The following is a 14,615-nucleotide window of genomic DNA, read 5'->3' as shown; positions in this document are numbered from 1 at the left end:
GTTATGCGTCTTTCTGCAAAATTCGCTGGAACTTCTTCCAGTAATGAGCATTCAGGGTGAGTTTGCCGCCCTCGTGGAGCTCCTGCAGGATGCGCACGTCCCCCACGCTGGGGTCGCTGAAGAACTTGCCCACGGTGATTCCGTGACCGGGCACATGCTCCACCTCAATGGTGTCGCCCGCCTGGGCCTTGCCGTGCTCCAGGACGCGCAGGTAGGTGCCCACGCGCCCGGCCTGGGTGAACCGCTTGACCCACTGCGGCTCCCCCATCCGCTCCGCAAAGGTGGCGCAGGGAACGCGCGGGGATGTGACCTCCAGAAGCGCCTTGCCAATGCGCCAGCGCGTGCCAATCACGGCGCCTGTGGTTTCAACTCCCTGGGTGCGCAGGTTTTCCCCGAACAGCCCCGGCGGGATGGCCCGTCCCAGTTCGGCGCTCCAGAAGTCGGCATCTTCCTGCGAGTAGGCGTAGATGGCCTGGTCGGGCCCGCCATGGTGCTCGGTGTCGGCCTGGACGTCGCCAAAGACCCCGAAGGTGCGCAGCCGGACGGGCCCTTCGACGGCGCGCTTGTCGATCGCAGTGACGCCAAAGCCGGTCGCCGTGGTGACGAGCTGGTGCACACGACAAATGGCAAGGATGGATCCGGTCCGGGACGTCTGAGCACTCATGCCCCAAGCCTATGGCAGCGCCGCCGGGCGGCGCCGGACCCGCCCAGGGAGGGCCCGGCGTCGTGCGCCCTAGGCTTCGACCAACTCGGCCGAAGACTCCGCGGCAGGGTCGTGCTCGGAGGCCCAGCGCGGCAGGAAGGTGGCCGCAATGGATGCCAGGACCATGCCGCCGGCCATCCACCACATGGTGAAGGTGAACCCGTCGATGAAGACGGCCGACTGGCTGGTGGCGGCGCTGGATTCCAGCGAGTTGAAGAAGATGGTGCCGATGATGGCAACACCCAGGGCACCGGCCAGCTGGCTCGTGGTGTTGAATAGGCCCGAGGCGCTGCCGGCGAACTTGGTGGGGACCTCGGAGAGCACAAAGATGCCCACGGGCGCCACCACCATGCCGAAGCCGGCGCCGCTGAGTGCCAGGCCCGCCAGCAGGTGCCAGGGCGTGACGGCCCCGCCCACCGACTGGACGGTGAAGATGAGGACGACGAAGCCCACGGCGATGACCAGCGGGCCGAGCTGCAGCACCACGCGGCCAATCTTGCGGGCCAGGATGGCGGCGGAGATGCCGGCCAGCACGGGCACCATGATGGAGAACGGGATCATGGTGAGTCCGGCCTTCAAGATGGGGTATTCCAGGCCCAGCTGCAGGAACAGGGTCTGGATCAGGAAGAAGCCGTTCATGGGGATGAAGAACAGGAACATCATGGCGATGCCGGCGGCGAAGGCGCGGCCCTTGAACAGGGAGACGGCAACCAGGGGCTCGCCGCCGTTCTTCTCCTCGCGGCGCTGCAGCAGCACAAAGCCGACCAGGACCAGCAGGCCAAAGGCCATCATGAGGAAGGTCCACAGCGGCCAGCCTTCCTCCCGGCCCATGGTGAGCGGGTAGAGGACGGCGAGCATGCCCACGGCGAGGATCACGACGCCGGACAGGTCCACTTTGTGCCTTACGGGCGCCACGGACTCGGGCACGTACTTAACGGCGCAAATGACGGCGAAGATGCCCACGGGGATGTTGACGAAGAAGATGGTGCGCCAGCCCCATCCGAAGATGTCGGCGTTGGTCAGGACGGCGCCCAGGATGGGGCCCGACACTGCGGCAACGCCGGCCAGTGCGGAGAAGCCGGCCATTGCACCGGCCCGCTCGGAGGGCTTGTACATGACCTGCAGGCTGGAAAGGACCTGCGGGATCATTGCCGCCGAAGCAAAGCCCTGCAGGGCGCGGGAGGCGATGAGCATTTCCGGGTTCATGGCCATGCCGCAGAGCACTGAGGCCACGGTGAAGACCACCAGGCCTACGATGAAGGTTTTCTTGCGCCCGTAGATGTCGCCAATCCTGGAGCCGGTGATCAGGCCGATGGCCAGGGCCAGCGTGTAGGAGGCAACCATCCACTGCAGCTGGGCGCTGTTGGCACCGAGCGCGCGCTCAATGTCCGGCAGGGCGACGTTGACAATCGTGGCGTCCAAAAGCTCCATGAAGGAGGCCATGAACAGGGAAACCAGGGCGATGGAGCGTGCCCGGCCGATGGGTGGAGCTGTGGTTTTCATGCTGTTCCTCTAACTACTGGTGTGCAAAGTTTTTCGTTCTATCGGGCTGCGGGCGGGCGGCGGATCGGTATTTCCTCGGCGACTTCCCGACCCTCGGCCGCGGGCGGCCTCCGGTCTCCTTGACGTCGCCTACGAAAACACCGGCTCCTCCGCCCTGATCTCGATACCCGCCGGATCTCGACAGGCTCGATCACCGGCGTGCGGCTCGATCAGCGGGGTGCGGCTCGATCACCGGGGTGCTACTGGTGTGGTTCGTTGGCCTTGGACAGTTCTGCCAGGGATTCGCGGCTCCAGGTCAGGGCGCCGGAGGCCAGTTCTGCCAGGACGCTGTCAATGAATTCAAGTTCCGCCTCGCGGGTGCGGACCACGATTTCGCCGTCGAGCAGGACCACGCGGGGCAGGAAGCTGGCGGCGGCCTCCAATTCCTCGCGCAGCCCGGAAACTTCCGCGGCCAGGGCGTCCCGGCGCGTGCGCAACAGGGCGGCCAGTTCGCCAGGCTCCAGCACGGGTGCAAGGGCCAGGGCCGCATGGAATTCAGGGAAGCCGTGCTTGGGGACGGACATCATGTCTGTGAGCCAGCCGCGTGCGGTGGCGCGTCCGGCGTCGGAAATTTCATAGACGGAGCGCTCGGGCCGCGAGCCGTCCCGCTCCACCTCGGCAACCCGGATCAGGCCGTCGCGGGTGAGCCGCTCGATGGTGCTGTAGAGGCTGGCGCGCTGGCTGACATTGACCACCCTGTCCTTGCCGCGCGAGGTGATGAGCTGCTGCATGCGGTAGGGGTGCATGGGCATTTCCATCAGCAGTGCGAGCACGGTGAGTGCCAGGGGGGACCGTTTTGTCATAGTCATAATCTTACTAATGCATTTCTGACTACATAAGTCCCAGGGGCGCCAAATCTTTGTGCTGTCCGTCACGCGGCCCGGGTCGCCGGACAACTCTGGGCAACCGTAGAATTTGGGCATGATCGAAGCCGAATCCACCCGCAACGTCGTCACATCGTTTTTGCAGATTGTCCGCTCCGGCCGCAGCCCGGAACGCGCGGGCGAGTTCCTGGCCCCCGTGGTCCTGGCCCACCAGGTGCAATCCGAGGACCCGCGCACAGTCGAACGCACCCCGGAAGACTATGCCGGCCACGTCCAGGAAATGATCGAGGCCTGGGGCGAGTTCGAACTCAACATCGAGGAGCTTCTGGTTGACGGAAACAAGGCCCACGTGCGCTTCTGCCAAATTGGCCGGCACGTGGCCACCGTCGAGGGCTTCGCCCCCACACAGAGCCCGGTCCGGCAGTACAACTCAGTTGTCTACCAGGTGGACAACGGCCTGATCACCCAATACTGGATGCACATTGACCGCGCCGGGGTCACGGCGCAACTGCTTTCCGCCAACCTCTAGGGCGCGAAGCGGTACCCCATCCCGGCCTCCGTCAGCAGGTGCACGGGGGCGGCCGGGTCGTGTTCCAGCTTGCGCCGCAGCTGCGCCATGTACACGCGCAGGTAGTGCGTTTCCTTGGCGTACGCCGGCCCCCACACCTCAGTGAGCAGTTGCTGCTGGCTTACCAGGCGTCCGGGGTTGCGCACCAGCAGTTCCAGCAGGCTCCACTCGGTGGGTGTCATGCGCACGGGCGCACCGCCCCGGAAGACCTGCTTGTTGGCCAAATCCACCGTGAATTCGGCCGTCTCCACGCGCGGCTCGGCGGTCTGCGTGCCTGAGCGGCGCGTGGCCGCCCGCAGCCTGGCCAGCAGCTCGTCCAGGCCGAACGGCTTGGTCACGTAGTCGTCGGCCCCGGCGTCCAGCGCCTCCACCTTGTCGTGCGAGCCGTGCCGGGCGGAGAGCACAATGATGGGCACCTCGGTCCAGCCGCGCAGGCCGGCAATGACGTCCAGGCCGTCCATGTCCGGCAGTCCCAGGTCAAGCACGACGACGTCAATTGCCTGGGTTTGGGCGGCCGCCAGCGCCGTGGTCCCGTTGTGCGCCGGAACCACCGTGTAGCCGTGGGCGTGCAAATTGATCTGCAGTGCCCGCAGGATCTGGGGTTCGTCGTCAACAATCAACACGGTTGTCACGGTGCAGTCCTCACTATTCCGGTGGAGAGCGGCATCCGCACTGTCATGGTCAGCCCGCCGCCGGGGGTTTCCTCGGCCTCAACCACGCCGCCCATGATCTCGGTGAATCCCTTGGCGACTGCCAGCCCCAGGCCCACGCCGCTGCCGCCCTGCGGGCCGTAGGAGACGTCGTCGAGCCTTTGGAAAGGCCGGAACATGGCCATGACCTCGGCCGCGGGGACACCCTTGCCGTGGTCCACAATGCGCAGTTCGCTGGCCGGGTGGCCGTTGATCGTGGCGCTTCCGCTGCCACCCACCGATCCCACCACAAGGATTTCCGAGTCGGGTGCGTACTTCACGGCGTTTTCCACAATGTTGGCGATGACGCGCTCCAGCAGGCCCGGATCGGCCTCGATGGGCGGCATGTTGGGCGGCAGCTCGCGGCGCACCCGCTCGGCGGGCACCCCGTGCAGGGCAGCCGGCAGCACCTCCTGCCACGACACCGGGCCAACAACAGGCCGCACCATCTGGGCACTCAGCCGCGACATGTCCAGCAGGTTCCCCACCAGGGCATCCATGCGGTCGGCATAGTGCTCAATGGTGGCCAGCAGCTCGGCCTCGTCCTCGGGGCTGAACACCACCTCGGACTGGCGCAGGCTGCTGACGGAAAGCTTGATCCCGGCCAGCGGCGTGCGCAGGTCGTGGGACACGGCCCGCAGCACGGAGGTCCTCATGTTGTTGTCCTGGCTCAGCTGCACGTTCTCGCGCTGCGTCTCACTCAGTGCCGCCCTTTGCTCCAGGGCCAAAAGGTGCGCGCCGAAGGCACTGAGCAGCCGCCGGTCCCGGGCCGGCAGGATGCGCCCGGAGAGCCCCAGCATCCAATGTTCGGAAACTTCCTCAAGGGTGTCCGCCTCCTCCGGGCTTTGCGGCGGCTCCTCCCCCACCGAGGCTTCAACCTGCCAGGCGCCGGGGATCCCCTGGCTGGAAAACAGGACCACTGAGCGCATGCCAAAGTGGTCCCGGAGCTGTTCGAGCAGCACCTGCACGGTGTCCTGGGAAGCCAGGATGCCGCGGGCCAGTTCGCTCAGGGTTGCCGCCTCGGCCCCCGCACGCAGGGCCTCCTGCGAGCGCCGGGCGGATTGGTCCACGGCCAGGGCCACGGCCACCGCCACGAGCAGGAAGATGGCCAGCGTCAGCAGGTTTTCAGGGTTGTTGATGGTCAGGGTGCGCACCGGGGGTGCGGAGAAGTAGTTGAGCAGCAGGCTTCCCCACACGGCGGCGACCACGGCAGGCCACAGCCCGCCCACCAGGGCAACGGCAATCGTGGCCGCGAGCTGGACCACCATGGTGGTCTGCAGGCTCAGGGGTCCGGTGAACAGTTCCACCACGCCGGGCAGCGCCACGGCAAGGACAAATCCGGCGATGACGCGCTTGCGGTTGAGCTCGCCGCGGGTCCGCATGCCGCCGCCTGTTGTGGCCAGCGGGTGCGGGACCATGTGGACGTCCATGTCCCCGGCGCCGCGCACCACCCGCGCCCCCACCCCGGGGCTGCGCAGGAAGCCCAGCCGGGCCCTGTGCCGCGAGGACCCGATGACGATCTGCGTGGCGCCGGCGTTGCGGGCAAAATCCAGCAGCGCCGCGGCCGGGTCCTCCCCGCCCACCGTGTGGTAGGTCCCGCCCAGGTCGGTGACCAGTTGGCGCTGGCCTTCCAGGGCCGACGGCGTGTCCCCGGCAACCCCGTCGGAGCGCGGCACGTGCACGGCCAGCAGTTCCCCGCCGCTGACCCGGCTCAGGATCCGGGCGGCCCGGCGCAGCAGAACCTCCCCCTCGGCCCCGCCGGAGAGTCCCACCACCACGCGTTCACGGGTGGGCCAGCTCGTATCGATGCCGTGGCTTTGCCTATACGCGGCCACGCCCTCTTCCACACGGTCGGCCAGCCACAGCAGCGCCAGTTCGCGCAAGGCTGTGAGGTTGCCGAGCCTGAAGTAGTTGGCCAGCGCGGCATCGACCTTGTCCGCCGCATACACGTGGCCCGTGCTCAGGCGCTGGCGCAGCAGCTCCGGCGGGATGTCCACGAGCTCAATCTGCTCGGCCCGGCGCACCACGTCGTCCGGGACGGTTTCCTGTTGGCGGACACCGGTGATGGATTCCACCACGTCGCCCAGCGAGGCCAGGTGCTGGACGTTGACGGTGGAGTACACATCGATGCCTGCGGCCAGGAGTTCCTCGACGTCCTGCCAGCGCTTGGCGTTGCCGGCCCCTGGAATGTTGGAGTGTGCGTACTCGTCCACGAGGGCCAGTGCCGGCCGCCGTTCCAACAGGGCTGCCACGTCCAGCTCCTGGAAGTCGGCGTCCCGGTAGTTGATGTGCTTGGTGGGAACTGTCTCCAGGCCCTCCAGCTGCAGCCGGGTCTGCTCGCGGCCGTGGTCCAGGATGATCCCGGCAACCACATCCACTCCGGCCGCGGCCTGGGCATGGCCTTCCTCCAGCATGGAGTAGGTTTTGCCCACGCCGGGGGCTGCCCCCAGGAAAATCCGCAATATGCCGCGCGTCATGCCTTATTCTCGCAGGCCAGCGGCTGATTTCTGCGCAGCCCCCAGGGCGGCATTCAGGGTGGTGGTGTTGACGGAGGGCTGGCCCAGGAAAGCGTTCACCCCCGAGCTGGTGTTCTCTGCAACGAGCTGCTTCACAGCTGCCTCGCTAAGGCTATTGGCGGCCGCAACCCGCGCCACCTGCAATGCGGCGTAGGCCGGGGAAATGTCCGGGTCCAGGCCTGAGCCGCTGGCCGTCACGGCGTCGATGGGCACAGCGTCCGGGGCAACCTTCTCCCTGGCCGCCACCTCTGCCCGGTTCTTGGCGATGGCCTCCACCAGCGCAGCCTGGTTGGGGCCCAGGTTGCTGGCCGAGGACGTGGCCGGGTCCCAGCCCACCGCCGAGGGCCGCGGGTAGAAGAACTTCTCGCCCGTGACAGGCTGGGCCAGCAGCGAGGACCCAACTGCCTGGCCGCCGGAGGTGATGATGGAGCCGTTGGCCTGGGCCGGGGCGATGAGCTGCCCGGCACCGAAGACCAGCACGGGGTAGGCCAGGCCCAGCAGCAGGGTGGCGCAGATGAGGAACCGCAGGGCCGTGAGTAGTTGGCGTCCGTAGGCGTTCATGTTAGTGACCAATCGTGGGGATGAGGGAGACCATCAGGTCGATGAGCTTGATGCCAATGAACGGGGCAATGACGCCGCCCAGGCCAAAGATGAGCAGGTTCCGGGACAGTGCCTTGGCCGCCGAAACAGCCCTGTACTTCACCCCGCGCAGCGCCAGCGGCACTAGCGCAACAATGACCAGGGCGTTGAAGATGACCGCGGAGAGGATGGCGCTCTCGGGTGAGGACAGCCCCATGATGTTCAGCAGTCCCAGTCCGGGGAACGTGGCGGCAAACAGGGCCGGCACAATGGCAAAGTACTTGGCCACGTCGTTCGCCACCGAAAAGGTGGTCAGCGAACCGCGCGTGATCAGCAACTGCTTGCCGATGCCCACAATGTCAATGAGCTTGGTGGGGTCCGAATCCAAATCCACCATGTTGGCCGCTTCCTTGGCCGCACTGGTGCCTGAATTCATGGCCACACCCACATCAGCCGCGGCAAGTGCCGGGGCATCGTTGGTGCCGTCCCCCGTCATCGCCACAAGGCGCCCGGCCTCTTGCTCGGCCTTGATGACGGCCAGCTTGTCCTCCGGGGTGGCCTCGGCAACAAAGTCGTCCACCCCGGCCTCGGCGGCAATCGCAGCGGCGGTGATCTTGTTGTCGCCGGTGATCATGATGGTCTTGATGCCCATGGCCCGCAGTTCCGCGAACCGTTCCTTCATGCCGGGCTTGACCACATCCGCCAGGTGAATCACGCCAAGAACCTGCGCGCGCCCGCCGCTGTAAGTTGCCACGAGCAGCGGGGTGCCGCCGGTCCCGGAAATCTTCAGGACCGCCTCCTCCAGTTCCTGCGGCAGGAATCCGCCGCGTTCCTTGGCATAGTGTTCGACGGCGGTCGCCGCCCCCTTGCGCACCTCAAGCACCGACGGGGTTGGGTTGGCGGGGTGGCCCACGGGCAGGTTGAGCCCGCTCATGCGGGTCACGGCGCTGAACTCAATGACCTCCACGTCCGGGGTCAGCGTTGCCGTTGCGTCCTGCGGCGCCGCATCCTTCTCTGCCAGATCAACGATGGAGCGGCCCTCGGGTGTCTCGTCCGCCAGCGATGACAAGCGGGCCGTCTCGATGAGCAGCTGCTGGTCGACGCCGTCGGCCGGCACGAAGGCAACGGCGCGGCGGTTGCCGTAGGTGATGGTGCCCGTCTTGTCGAGCAGCAGGGTGGTGATGTCGCCGGCGGTTTCCACGGCCCGGCCGGAGGTGGCCAGGACATTGCGCTGGATGAGCCGGTCCATGCCGGCGATGCCGATGGCGGGCACCAGCGCGCCGATGGTGGTGGGGATCAGGCAGACCAGCAGCGCCACCAGCACCACGGGGGTGGGCAGGGCGTTGGCGAAGTTCGCCATGGGGGCCAGCGTCATGACGGCGACAACGAACACAATGGTCAGGGAGGCCAGCAGCACGTTCAACGCGATTTCATTGGGCGTCTTTTGCCGGGTGGCACCCTCCACGAGGGAGATCATCCTGTCCAGGAACGTCTTGCCGCTGGCTGCGGTGATGCGGATGACGATCCTGTCAGAGAGCACCATGGTGCCGCCCGTGACTGAGCTTCTGTCGCCGCCGGATTCACGGATCACGGGGGCCGATTCGCCGGTGATGGCGGATTCGTCCACGCTGGCCAGGCCCTCGATGACGTCGCCGTCGCTGGGGATCAGGTCCCCGGCCTCGCAGATGACCCCGTCCCCCACCTTGAGGTCGGTGCCGGGCACCAGTTCCTCCGCGTATCCGTCGCCTGCTTGGGCCGCGCCGGACCCGCCGGCAGGCACCAGGGCGCGGGTCCGGCGTCGTGCCATGACCGAGGTGCGGGCGGCACGGAGGCTGTCTGCCTGCGCCTTGCCGCGGCCCTCGGCAATGGCCTCGGACAGGTTGCCGAACAGCACAGTCAGCCAGAGCCACACCGTGACGATGATGGAAAAGACTGCCGAATCGGAGCCAATGGCCAGCTGCTGGATGCTCACCGCCGTGCAGACAAGGGAGCCGATCAGCACCGTGAACATGACGGGCGAGTGGACCATTTGGCGGGGGTTGAGCTTGCGGAAGGCCAGGGGCAGTGCCGCAAGGGTGTTGTTGAGGTTCATTTCAGGAGTCCTTCGGCGGCCGGGCCCAGGGCGAGCGCGGGGAAGTAGGTGAGTGCGGTCAGGATCAGGGAGATGCCGCCCAGCAGCACGGCGAAAAGTGGGCCGTGGGTGGCGAGGGTTCCCGTGGTGGCGGGGATTTTGCGTTGCTTGGCCAGGGAGCCTGCGAGCGCCAGGACCAGCGCTATGGGCAGGAAGCGGCCAAGCAACATGGCCAGCGCCAACAGCGTGGCCAAGCCGGGGCCGGAGCTGGTGATGCCGCCAAACGCGGAGCCGTTGTTGTTGGCGGCGGAGGTGAAGGCGTACAGGATTTCGCTGAAGCCGTGCGGACCCTGGGCCGGTGCCGCTGCTGCGAGCGCAGGCATTGCCACGGTGATGGCCGTGCCCAGCAATGCCAGCGTGGGGGTGATGAGGATATACAGGGCCACGAGCTTCATCTGGGGTGCGCCAATTTTCTTGCCCAGGAACTCCGGGGTGCGCCCCACCATGAGGCCGCCAATGAAGACGGCCACCACGGCCAGGATCAGCATTCCGTACAGTCCAGAGCCCACGCCGCCGGGGGCGATCTCGCCCAGCATCATGTTCAGCATGGCGAGCCCGCCGGCCAGGGGCGGCAGGGAATCGTGGGCCACGTTCACGGCACCCGTTGAGGTCAGGGTGGTGGCTGTTGCGAACAAGGCGCTGGGGGCAACGCCCAGGCGCTGCTCGAACCCCTCGCCCACGCTGGTGCCGCTGCCGCTGAAGGCTGCGGTGGCCCATGCCATCAATGCAGTGGACCCGAGCCAGAATGCCACCATGACGGTGAGCACCGTGTAGCCCTGGCGTTTGTCGCCCACCATGCGTCCGTACATGGCCGGAAGTGAGAACGGGATGAGAAGGATCAGGAACACCTCAAACAGGCTGCTGAACGCCGTGGGGTTTTCAAAGGGGTGGGCGGAGTTGGCGTTGAAGTAGCCGCCGCCGTTGGTGCCCAGGAGCTTGATGGCTTCCTGCGATGCCACGGGCCCGCCGGGGACTGTTTGCGCGGCGCCGGTGACAAGCGTGTGGATGCTGGTGCCGCCCCAGTTTTGGATGACGCCGGTGACCATCAGGACCACCGCGCCAATCACTGCCAGCGGCAACAGGACCCTGATGGTTCCGCGGCTCAGGTCGACCCAGAAGTTGCCAAGGTTGCTGGTCTGGGCCCGGACCAGGCCGCGGATCAGTGCCACCACAACGGCCAGGCCCACGGCTGCGCTGAGGAAGTTCTGCACGGCGAGCAGCATCATTTGGATACCGAAGCCCAGGGTTGACTCCGGTACGTAGGTTTGCCAGTTGGTGTTGGTGACAAAGGAGACTGCCGTGTTCATGGCAACCCACGGGTCCACGGCACCCAGGCCCTGGTTGAAGGGCAGGATTCCCTGCAGCAGCTGGGCCAGGAAAAGCACCACGATGGAGACAATGCTGAAGGCCAGCAGCGAGCGCAGGTACACCTTCCAGTGCTGGTCTGCTTGGGGGTCAACCCCGGAGAGCTTGTAGAGTCCGCGTTCCACGGCCAGGTGTTTGTGGCTGGTGAACGTGGCGGCGAGATACTTGCCCAGGGGCTGCTGCAGGGCCGCCAGCACCACGATCAGGATGGCCAGCTGAGTGGCCAGCGAGAAGATATTAAGGTCCATGGTGTCCGCTCACCACTTCTCGGGGCGGATGAGTGCCGCGAACAGGTAAACCAGCAGCGCCAGGCCCACCAGCCCCAGAATGAGCCACGTCAGCAAAACCACGTCAAACCTACTTTCACAATGTGCGTTGATGTCTTTCTCAATCGCACACCCGTGGCGTGGGTTTGGAGCTTGTTTTTACGTGTTCTTAACGCCGTCCGCGGCAATCTTGACGGCTTCCTGACCTGCCGTCTTCGCCCGTGGACAGTGGAGTGACTTGGTACAGACGGCGGCATGAACTGGCGCCGCCTGGTGCTGCCGGATGCTGGCGCCGCCGTGGCCAGCGCGGCCGCCAGCGCTAGGAGGAGAAGCCGCCGTCGGCCTTGATGAGCTGGCCGCTGACCCAGCGCCCGCCCGGCGAGAGCAGGAAAGCCACGGTGGGTGCCACATCTGCCGGGGTGCCAAGCCGGCCACCGGGATGCTGTGCGGCCAGGTGGTCCCTGGTGCCGGCATCCATCCATCCGGTGTCCACGGGGCCGGGGTTGAGCACATTGGCGCTGATGCCCTGGCCGCCCAGCTCGCGCGCCGCGGCAATCACGATCCGGTCCAGGGCACCCTTGGAAGCGCCGTAGGGCAGGTTGAACGCTGTGTGGTCGCTGGTCAGCGCAACGACCGCGCCGCCGTCGGGCGTTGCCTGCCGGGCAAAGGCGGCGATCAGCTGCCACGCAGCGCGGCTGTTGACGGCGAAGTGGCGTTCAAAGCTTTCCAGGGACGTGTCCAGGATGGCCGAGTCCACGGACTCGCAGTGGGAGAGCACCATGGCCTGCAGCGGCCCGGCCTCCTCGGCGATATGGGCAAAGAGCCGGTCGACGGCGGAAGGGTCGGCCAAGTCCGCGGGCAGGGGCCACACCCGGGCGCCGGCGGTCTCGAGCTCGGCGGTCAGCGTGAGGACGTCCTCAGGCTGCACGCCCCACGGCATGCGCTCGTCATAGCCCTGCCAGTAGTTCAGGACCAGGTCCCAGCCGTCGGCGGCGAGCGCCCTGGCGATGCCGGCCCCAATGCCCGCCGTGCGGCCCACGCCCGTGATCAATGCGGTTTTCTCGTTCATTTGCCCAGCCTAGCGCCGCCGCGGTGCGCCCCCGTGTGGTGCACGGCGCAAACGCGATAGCTTGGAAGTGTCCACCCCGGCCCACGAAAGGCAGTCATGAGCAGCTCACAGCCCACCCCCAATCCCGGTTTCGTCCCTGGCAGGGTGACCCGCAGGGCGGCTGCTCCGGCAGGAAAGCCAGGCTCGATTCCCCTCAAGCCCGGCACCGTTGCTGCGGCCGGCGCCACCGGAAAGCAGGGCAAGGGCGGCAAGAAGCCCGTGCCCGTTCCGGCGAAGAAGCCCGACACCGCAAGCATCAGCGCCACCATCCGGGAGGCGGCCGCCGCGGCAAAGAGGCGCGTCCTGGCCATCACCAACGCCCACGTGGTCCCCATCGAAGGTGAACCGTTCCACGGCACCGTGCTGGTGGAGGGCGGCAAGATCCTGGGCCTTGGCGCCTCGATCACGGTTCCCGAGGGCGCCGACGTCCTGGATGCGGCGGGCCAGTGGCTGCTGCCGGGCCTCATTGATGCGCACGTCCACCTGGGCATGGACCCCGAGGGCGAGGTGCCCAGCACCAGTGACGTCAACGAGATGACCGATCCCGTCATGGCGGGGGTCCGGGCCATTGACGCCGTGGATCCCTTTGACCCCGGCTTTGACGACGCCCTGGCCGGCGGCATCACGGCCGTCAACGTGAACCCCGGCTCCGGCAACCCGATCGGCGGCCTCGCCGTTGCCCTCCACACGCACGGTCGCTACATCGAGGAAATGGTGCTCCGCTCCCCCAGCGGGCTCAAGTCGGCCCTGGGCGAGAATCCCAAGAACGTCTACGGCGAGCAGAAGAAGACGCCCTCAACCCGTTTGGGCACCGCCCTGGTGATCCGCCAGGCGTTCATGGCGGCGCAGAACTGGATGGCGCAGCCCGAACCGCGCCCCCGGGACGCCCACATGGAGGCGCTCGCCATGGTGCTGCGCCGCGAAATCCCCTGGCGCCAGCACTGCCACCGCGCGGACGACGTCGCCACCGCCATCCGCCTCGCCGAGGAGTTTGGCTATGACCTCGTCATCGACCACGGAACCGAGGCCCACGTGCTGGGCGATGTCCTGGCCGCACGCGGCACGCCGGTGCTGATCGGGCCGCTGTTCACCACCAAGTCCAAGCCGGAGCTGCGCGCCCGCTCCATTGCCAACCCGGGCAAGCTTGCGGCGGCCGGCGTGGAGATTTCCATCATCACCGACCACCCCGTCATTCCCATCAATTTCCTCATCCACCAGGCCACCTTCGCCGTGCGCGAGGGCCTGGACCGGGACACGGCGTTGCGCGCCATCACGATCAACCCCGCCAAGGTGCTGGGCCTGTCGGACCGGATTGGCTCGCTGAAGGTGGGCAAGGATGCCGACCTGGTGCTGTGGAGCGGGGACCCCCTGGATGTCCTGCAGCGCGCCACGCAGGTGTTTATCGGCGGGAAGCAGGTCTACTCGTACGACGCCGGCACCCGGGTGGGTGCCGCCGCTCCCCGCGTGTAGGGGGTCAGCGCGCAGGGTTTTCTGTGCGCAGGAAGGCCCGCTGCCGCAGCTGGAATCGCCTTGTGGGCGTGCAACAGCTGAGGCAGCGGGCTTTTCTTGTCCGTCAGGGCCGCGGGTCGCCAGGCCCGGGCCAGGCAGGCGCCGGGATCAGGCCGGGAGTTGCAGCAATGCCCCGGCGAAGATGAGGTCGGGGTTGGCAACGGTGTCGGTGTTGGCCGCGTAGAGCGTCTGCCAGCCGCCGGCGATGCCGAGGGCTTCGGCGATGGTGCTCAGGGTGTCGCCGGGCTTGATGGTGTACGTCTCACCGGACAGGGCAACCTGGACGGGGACAATCTGCACGGGCGCCTGCTGGAGGGGCAATGGTGCCGCCTCCTCGGGCAGTGGCGCTGTGTACTGCACCTCTTGCGGCGCGGTGTATGGCACGGGGGCTGGCGCCTGGACCGGTGCCGGAACCGGTGCCGCGGGCACATAGGCCGTCCCTCCGCCGCCGCTCAGGCCCAGTTGGGCCGCGCAGGCCGGCCAGGCCCCCCATCCCTGCCCGGCCTGGACGCGTTCGGCCACGGCAATCTGCTGTTCGCGTGAGGCATTTTCCGGCGCCCCCGTGCCGCCGTAGGCCGCCCAGGTGCCGGGGGTGAACTGAAGCCCTCCGGAATAGCCGTTTCCGGTGTTGATGGCCCAGTTTCCCCCGCTTTCACACTGGGCCAGGGCGTCCCAGGTGCCGCCCGGGGCAGCATTGGCGCCGGTTCCGGCCGCGACGAGTCCGGCAGCTGCGATGGCCCCCACAGCCAGCAGCCGTCCGATGGTGCGCATGATTCTTGAGTTGTTCATGGAAGCTTTCTCCAGGAGGCCACCAT

13 protein-coding genes are annotated in these 14,615 nt (G+C 67.2%); 2 read left to right on the top strand and 11 right to left on the bottom strand.

From position 1 onward, the window contains the following. Position 1: 1 nt before the first annotated feature. From PCK14_RS10895 to PCK14_RS10885, 3 genes are all read right to left on the bottom strand, one after another. Positions 2-664 (bottom strand): MOSC domain-containing protein, encoded by a 663-nt coding sequence (locus tag PCK14_RS10895; protein ID WP_269938519.1) that lies wholly within the window; start codon positions 662-664, stop codon positions 2-4. A 69-nt stretch (positions 665-733) separates the two neighbouring features. Next, a complete protein-coding gene (locus tag PCK14_RS10890) occupies positions 734-2,206 on the bottom strand; it encodes an MFS transporter (protein WP_269938518.1) in 1,473 nt (490 codons plus the stop codon). A gap of 239 nt (positions 2,207-2,445) precedes the next feature. Then, entirely contained in the window at positions 2,446-3,048 is a 603-nt protein-coding gene (locus tag PCK14_RS10885; RefSeq protein WP_269938517.1) for a PadR family transcriptional regulator, read from the bottom strand. Positions 3,049-3,166: 118 nt separating this feature from the next. Here PCK14_RS10885 and PCK14_RS10880 point away from each other — a divergent pair, with 118 nt between their 5' ends. Continuing rightward, complete coding sequence (locus PCK14_RS10880; protein ID WP_269938516.1) at positions 3,167-3,598, top strand: ester cyclase; 432 nt, start codon at positions 3,167-3,169, stop codon at positions 3,596-3,598. Here PCK14_RS10880 and PCK14_RS10875 read toward each other — a convergent pair. The 7 genes from PCK14_RS10875 to PCK14_RS10845 all read right to left on the bottom strand — a co-directional run bounded on the left by PCK14_RS10875 (position 3,595) and on the right by PCK14_RS10845 (position 12,252). Beyond that, positions 3,595-4,269, bottom strand: coding sequence for a response regulator (locus PCK14_RS10875; protein WP_269938515.1), 675 nt, complete (start codon positions 4,267-4,269; stop codon positions 3,595-3,597). The genes PCK14_RS10880 and PCK14_RS10875 overlap by 4 nt on opposite strands. Next, positions 4,266-6,803 (bottom strand): DUF4118 domain-containing protein, encoded by a 2,538-nt coding sequence (locus PCK14_RS10870; protein WP_269938514.1) that lies wholly within the window; start codon positions 6,801-6,803, stop codon positions 4,266-4,268. The genes PCK14_RS10875 and PCK14_RS10870 overlap by 4 nt, the downstream gene beginning before the upstream one ends. Before the next feature lie 3 nt (positions 6,804-6,806). Then, positions 6,807-7,403: a potassium-transporting ATPase subunit KdpC gene (gene kdpC / locus PCK14_RS10865; RefSeq protein ID WP_269938513.1), complete on the bottom strand. Its 597-nt coding sequence runs from the start codon at positions 7,401-7,403 to the stop codon at positions 6,807-6,809. A gap of 1 nt (position 7,404) precedes the next feature. Beyond that, positions 7,405-9,513, bottom strand: coding sequence for a potassium-transporting ATPase subunit KdpB (gene kdpB / locus PCK14_RS10860; RefSeq protein ID WP_269938512.1), 2,109 nt, complete (start codon positions 9,511-9,513; stop codon positions 7,405-7,407). Then, positions 9,510-11,165: a potassium-transporting ATPase subunit KdpA gene (gene kdpA / locus PCK14_RS10855; RefSeq protein WP_269938511.1), complete on the bottom strand. Its 1,656-nt coding sequence runs from the start codon at positions 11,163-11,165 to the stop codon at positions 9,510-9,512. Before kdpA ends, kdpB begins: the two co-directional genes overlap by 4 nt. Before the next feature lie 9 nt (positions 11,166-11,174). After that, positions 11,175-11,267, bottom strand: a complete 93-nt coding sequence (gene kdpF, locus PCK14_RS10850; RefSeq protein ID WP_269938510.1) for a K(+)-transporting ATPase subunit F — start codon at positions 11,265-11,267, stop codon at positions 11,175-11,177. A 235-nt stretch (positions 11,268-11,502) separates the two neighbouring features. Then, positions 11,503-12,252, bottom strand: coding sequence for an SDR family oxidoreductase (locus PCK14_RS10845; RefSeq protein WP_269938509.1), 750 nt, complete (start codon positions 12,250-12,252; stop codon positions 11,503-11,505). A 96-nt stretch (positions 12,253-12,348) separates the two neighbouring features. Here PCK14_RS10845 and PCK14_RS10840 point away from each other — a divergent pair, with 96 nt between their 5' ends. After that, positions 12,349-13,761: an amidohydrolase gene (locus PCK14_RS10840; RefSeq protein ID WP_269938508.1), complete on the top strand. Its 1,413-nt coding sequence runs from the start codon at positions 12,349-12,351 to the stop codon at positions 13,759-13,761. Positions 13,762-13,908: 147 nt separating this feature from the next. Here PCK14_RS10840 and PCK14_RS10835 read toward each other — a convergent pair whose 3' ends face one another. Then, positions 13,909-14,589 (bottom strand): LysM peptidoglycan-binding domain-containing protein, encoded by a 681-nt coding sequence (locus tag PCK14_RS10835; RefSeq protein ID WP_269938507.1) that lies wholly within the window; start codon positions 14,587-14,589, stop codon positions 13,909-13,911. Between the last annotated feature and the right edge of the window lie 26 nt (positions 14,590-14,615).

It is taken from the genome of Arthrobacter sp. HY1533 (assembly GCF_027568515.1).
Taxonomy (GTDB): domain Bacteria; phylum Actinomycetota; class Actinomycetes; order Actinomycetales; family Micrococcaceae; genus Specibacter.
This window is presented reverse-complemented; position numbering and strand designations above follow the sequence as displayed.